This window comes from Roseateles sp. (assembly GCF_031397715.1).
GTDB lineage: Bacteria > Pseudomonadota > Gammaproteobacteria > Burkholderiales > Burkholderiaceae_C > Paucibacter_A.
Genome location: NZ_JANNMI010000256.1, coordinates 1 through 4,543, shown reverse-complemented (window position 1 = coordinate 4,543; position 4,543 = coordinate 1). Strand labels below are relative to the sequence as shown.

General features: G+C 59.8%; 6 protein-coding genes. 1 reads left to right on the top strand and 5 read right to left on the bottom strand.

From position 1 onward, the window contains the following. The first annotated feature begins 143 nt into the window (after positions 1 to 143). On the top strand, positions 144 to 1,475 hold the full coding sequence (locus tag RMO57_RS11290; protein ID WP_310386667.1) for a tetratricopeptide repeat protein: 1,332 nt from the start codon (positions 144 to 146) through the stop codon (positions 1,473 to 1,475). Between the two features lie 26 nt (positions 1,476 to 1,501). On the opposite strand, the gene dnaB is transcribed toward RMO57_RS11290, so the two are convergent. From dnaB to RMO57_RS11265, 5 genes are all read right to left on the bottom strand, one after another. Continuing rightward, positions 1,502 to 2,977 (bottom strand): replicative DNA helicase, encoded by a 1,476-nt coding sequence (gene dnaB, locus RMO57_RS11285; protein WP_310386664.1) that lies wholly within the window; start codon positions 2,975 to 2,977, stop codon positions 1,502 to 1,504. Positions 2,978 to 3,171: 194 nt separating this feature from the next. Next, the gene (gene rplI / locus RMO57_RS11280; RefSeq protein ID WP_310386663.1) at positions 3,172 to 3,627 is read right to left on the bottom strand and encodes a 50S ribosomal protein L9; all 456 of its coding nucleotides are present in this window, start codon (positions 3,625 to 3,627) and stop codon (positions 3,172 to 3,174) included. Between the two features lie 13 nt (positions 3,628 to 3,640). Continuing rightward, positions 3,641 to 3,931, bottom strand: coding sequence for a 30S ribosomal protein S18 (gene rpsR / locus RMO57_RS11275; RefSeq protein ID WP_263531959.1), 291 nt, complete (start codon positions 3,929 to 3,931; stop codon positions 3,641 to 3,643). A gap of 9 nt (positions 3,932 to 3,940) precedes the next feature. Next, positions 3,941 to 4,249, bottom strand: coding sequence for a primosomal replication protein N (gene priB, locus RMO57_RS11270; RefSeq protein ID WP_310386661.1), 309 nt, complete (start codon positions 4,247 to 4,249; stop codon positions 3,941 to 3,943). Positions 4,250 to 4,349: 100 nt separating this feature from the next. Further along, a partial coding sequence (locus tag RMO57_RS11265) for a 30S ribosomal protein S6 (protein WP_414896410.1) occupies positions 4,350 to 4,543 on the bottom strand: 194 nt, incomplete at its 5' end.

Genomic DNA, 4,543 nt, shown 5'->3' with positions numbered 1-4,543 from the left:
CGTGATCCTAGAGCACAAGGCCTACGACATCGTGCTGTGCGACTATCACTTTGATGGCAGCGAAATGTCAGGGCAGGACTTATTGGATGAGCTGCGGCGTGAGCATTTGCTGCCCTACTCGACCGTCTTCGTCATGGTCACCGGTGAGGCGTCATACAGCAAGGTGGCTGAAGCCGCCGAGGCGGCGCTATGCCTATCTGGTCAAGCCCTACACCATGGCGTCCTTGGCCGACCGTTTGGCCAATGCGCGCCACCGCAAGCGGGTGTTGAAGGACATCTTCGAGGCGATCGAACGCGAGGATTTCGAAGCCGCCGCCGGCCATTGCTTGAAGCGCTTTGAGTCACGCAGCCAATTCTGGCTGTACGCCGCGCGCATCGGCGCCGAGCTCTTGCTGCGCCTGAATCGTTTCGACGACGCGCGCAAGCTCTATGACGCAATCATCGAGGCCAAGACTGTCCCCTGGGCCCGGCTGGGCGTGGCGCGTACCGAGCTGGGTTCGGGCAATACGTCGGCGGCGCGGCGCACGCTCGAAACCCTGATTGGCGACATCCCCGATCACGCCGACTCCCATGATGTGATGGGCCGGGTGCAAATGGATCTGGGTGAAATCGAAGGCGCTTTGGCGACCTACCGCACCGCTGCCCGCCTGACCCCTGGTTGCCTGCTGCGCGCTCAGCGTTGCGGCTGCTTGGCCTATTACGCCGGCCAGCGCCCAGAGGCCTTGAAACAGCTTGAGCAAACCATGGCCCAAGGCCTGCGTTCCAAGTTGTTTGACATGCTGAGCCTGGTCTTGATCGCCTTGATGCGTTTCGACAACCGGGACAGCAAAGGCCTCAAATATGCCTTTGACGCGATGAGCAGCGAGATGGAGAGGCACCCCAACTCCAAGCGGCTGCAACGCTTTGACGTGTTGTTTCAATGCCTGCGCTTCATGCTGGACAAACGGGTCGCCGATGCCTTGGAGCGCGCGCGTGACCTGACCCGCCGGGCCAGCGAACAAGAAGACTTTGACCTCGAAGCCGCCAGCCTCCTTTTGGCCCTTTGGGTGCGCTTGGCAGCCATGATCGAGCTGGAAGAAATGAGTCAATTGGTGACTCAGCTGGGCCTGCGCTTTTGCACCACCAAGGCCGCTACCGAGGTGCTTGTGGCGATGTGCGAGGGCAATCTAGCCGTGGCCGAAGAGCTGCGCAACTGCCATGCGCGGATCTTCGGTATTGCTGAAACAGCGATGCGCCATTCGATGCGAGGTTCGGCCCGGGTCGGCGTGGAGTTGCTGATTCAGCAAGGCGAGGCGACCCGCAACGCCAAGCTGATCGACATGGCCGGTTTGGTGCTCAAGCGGCACAGCGAAAAAATCGATGATGCCGAGTCTTTGTCCGAGCGAATTCTGCAACTGCATACGCGCTTTGTGAAGCCACTGGGTGCAGGCAACCGGCAAAAACGCTCGGCCGGCGGGCTTGCTCTACGGTCCTGAACGACGCCGGGGCGACCAGAAGCAAATCAATACTCGTCACCACCCACGCCCACATAGCCCGGCGCCAGGTTCTCGAATTTGGTGTGCTCGCGCTTGAAGAAGAGCTTGCAGGTTCCAACCGGGCCATTACGCTGCTTGGCGATGATGATCTCGGCAATGCCCGGCTCCTTGGACTCCTCCTTCATGTAATAGTCATCGCGGTAGATGAACATGATGATGTCGGCGTCCTGCTCGATCGCACCGGACTCGCGCAAGTCACTCATCATCGGGCGTTTGTCGGGCCGCTGCTCAACGCTGCGGTTCAGCTGCGACAGCGCAATCACCGGGCATTGCAGCTCCTTGGCCAAGGCCTTCAAGCCGCGCGAAATTTCGCCAATCACGGTGGCCCGGTTTTCCTCATTGCCGCCATTGCCACTCATCAGCTGCAAGTAGTCAACGATGATCAAACCCAGCTTGCCGCAAATACGCGCTTGACGGCGCGCACGAGCGCGCACCTCCGACGGGCTCAGGCCCGGGCTCTCGTCGATGAAGATGCTGGCCTTGCCGAGCTTGTCGACCGCCTCGGACAAGCGCCCCCATTCATCGTCGGCCAAGCGGCCGGTACGCAGATGGCTTTGGTCGATGCGGCCGATCGAGCCGACCATACGCATGGCGAGCTGGGCGGCGCCCATCTCCATTGAATAAATGACGACCGGCAAGCCCTCATTGATGGCCACGTTCTCGCCAATATTGATCGCGAACGCGGTCTTGCCCATCGACGGACGCGCCGCCAAAATGATCAGGTCACCGGGCTGGAAGCCAGCCGTCATACGGTCAAGATCATAGAAGCCGGTGCGCACGCCGGTGACGTCCTCGGCGCCGTTCTCGGCCAGCTCGTTGACCCGGTCGATCAGCGCCACCACCAGGTTATCCATGCTCTGGAAGCCCTGCTGGCTGCGTGAGCCCTCCTCGCCAATGCGGAAGATCTTGCCCTCGGCTTCGTCGAGAATTTGAGCCACCGCACGGCCCTGCGGCGCCATGGCAGCCGTGGCGATCTCATCGCTGGCGCTGACCAATTTACGCAGGATGCCGCGCTCGCGCACGATCTCGGCATAACGGCGAATATTGGCGGCGCTCGGCACGCTCTGGGCCAAGGCATTCAGATAGGCCAGCCCGCCACATTCCTCGGCCTTGCCGTGGGAGGTCAACTCCTCGAACACGGTCACCACATCGGCCGGCTTGGCCGCATTGATCAGCTTGCCGATGCCGACAAAGATCTGCTTGTGCTCGAAGCGGTAGAAGTCGGACTCGGTCAGCAAGTCGCCGGCGCGGTCCCAAGCCGAGTTGTCGATCAGCAAGCCGCCCAACACGCTTTGTTCCGCCTCGATCGAATGCGGCGGCGTGCGCAGGCGCGCCACTTCATCGTCGCGGCGGTCGGCGGAGCCGGCCGGGCCAGCTGAACCCGACGAACCCGACGAACCCGACGAACCAGGTAAGGGCGTTGAAGAAAAGGTCGCGCTCATGGTGATGGGGCTCGCTGAAACTCGGTGATTGACAAAGAAACCCAAAAAGCTGAACAGTCCTGCCCTGTGGACAAGCCTGTGGAAATGCAGGGGATGACTGTGTATAAATCATCGTCCAAAAACGCAAAAAGCCGACGGCTTTGACAGCTGTCGGCTTTTCTCAACTGACCCGCCGGGGTCAGCAACTCAGGACCTTAGTCGGCCTGACGAACCACCTGGACGCTGACTTCCACCAGCACATCGGTGTGAGGAGCCACGTTGACGGAAAATTCGCCAACCGCCTTCAGTGCACCCAAAGGCATGCGAACTTGCGTCTTCGTGATGCTGGCAAAACCCAGCTTCACCAGCGCTTCGGCCACGTCGGCATTGGTCACCGAGCCGAACAAGCGGCCGTCCACGCCAGCCTTTTGGCTGATGCGCACGGTCTTGCCGGCCAAGCTTTCGCCCAGAGCCTGAGCCGTTGCCAGCTTTTCAGCGGCGACCTTCTCGAGCTCTGCGCGCTTGACTTCGAATTCCTTGATCGCTGCCTCGGTGGCACGGCGTGCCTGGCGAGTCGGGATCAGGAAGTTGCGTGCGTAACCGTTCTTGACCGTGACGACATCGCCCAGGTTGCCGAGGTTGGCTACTTTTTCAAGCAGAATAATTTGCATGTTGTCCTACTCCTCAGACCTTGTGCTGATCGCTGTACGGCAGCATGGCGAGGAAACGCGCACGCTTGATCGCAACAGTCAGCTGACGCTGGAAGAATGCGCGCGTGCCGGTCAGGCGAGCGGGCGTGATCTTGCCGTTTTCGCCGACGAAATCGCGCAGCGTGTCGATGTCCTTGTAGTCGATCTGCTCAACACCGGTGACGGTGAAGCGGCAGAAACGCTTACGACGGAACAGCAAGGATTGGGTATTGCGCTTGGGCTTCTTGTCTTTCGAGAAGCGACCTTTACCGCGGGGAGGAGCCATTGTGTGACCTCATTTATTTCTATCCGGATTCGAACAATTTGGCGTCGTGACGGTTTCGAGCGCGGTGATGTGGAATATCGTTCCACGACCATTGCGCTGGGCACTGAGGAAGCCCGTAAATTGGGCCATTCCACCAAGGCCTAAGCTTTGCAGGCGCTTGGCCAGATCACCGATGACGACCGCCTTGATTTCCAGGGAAATCTTGCGCGGCCTGCCAGCTTCCTGAACCTGGGACTCATGCTTCAAGCAGCAGTCCAAGGCCATCAAACCGGCCGGTGTGTACCTGACCAAACCCAACTCAAGCAACTGCGCTTGCAAGATCAAGTGATTCAACGAAGAACCCACCAGCCTTGTTGTGCCACGCTGCCCGGCAAACTCACTACCGTTTCAAACACCAAGCTAAAGCCAATTCAAAGAATTAGGCAGACGCGACTTGAGGAGCCTTACGGGCTTCTTCGCGATCCACAGACTTCATCATGACTGAAGGTGTGGTTTCGGCCTTGGGCTTCAGCACCGTCAGGTGGCGAAGCACGGCGTCGTTGAAACGGAAGCCGGTTTCGAGCTCAACCAGGGTTTCCTTGCTGCACTCGATGTTGACGCACAGATAGTGGG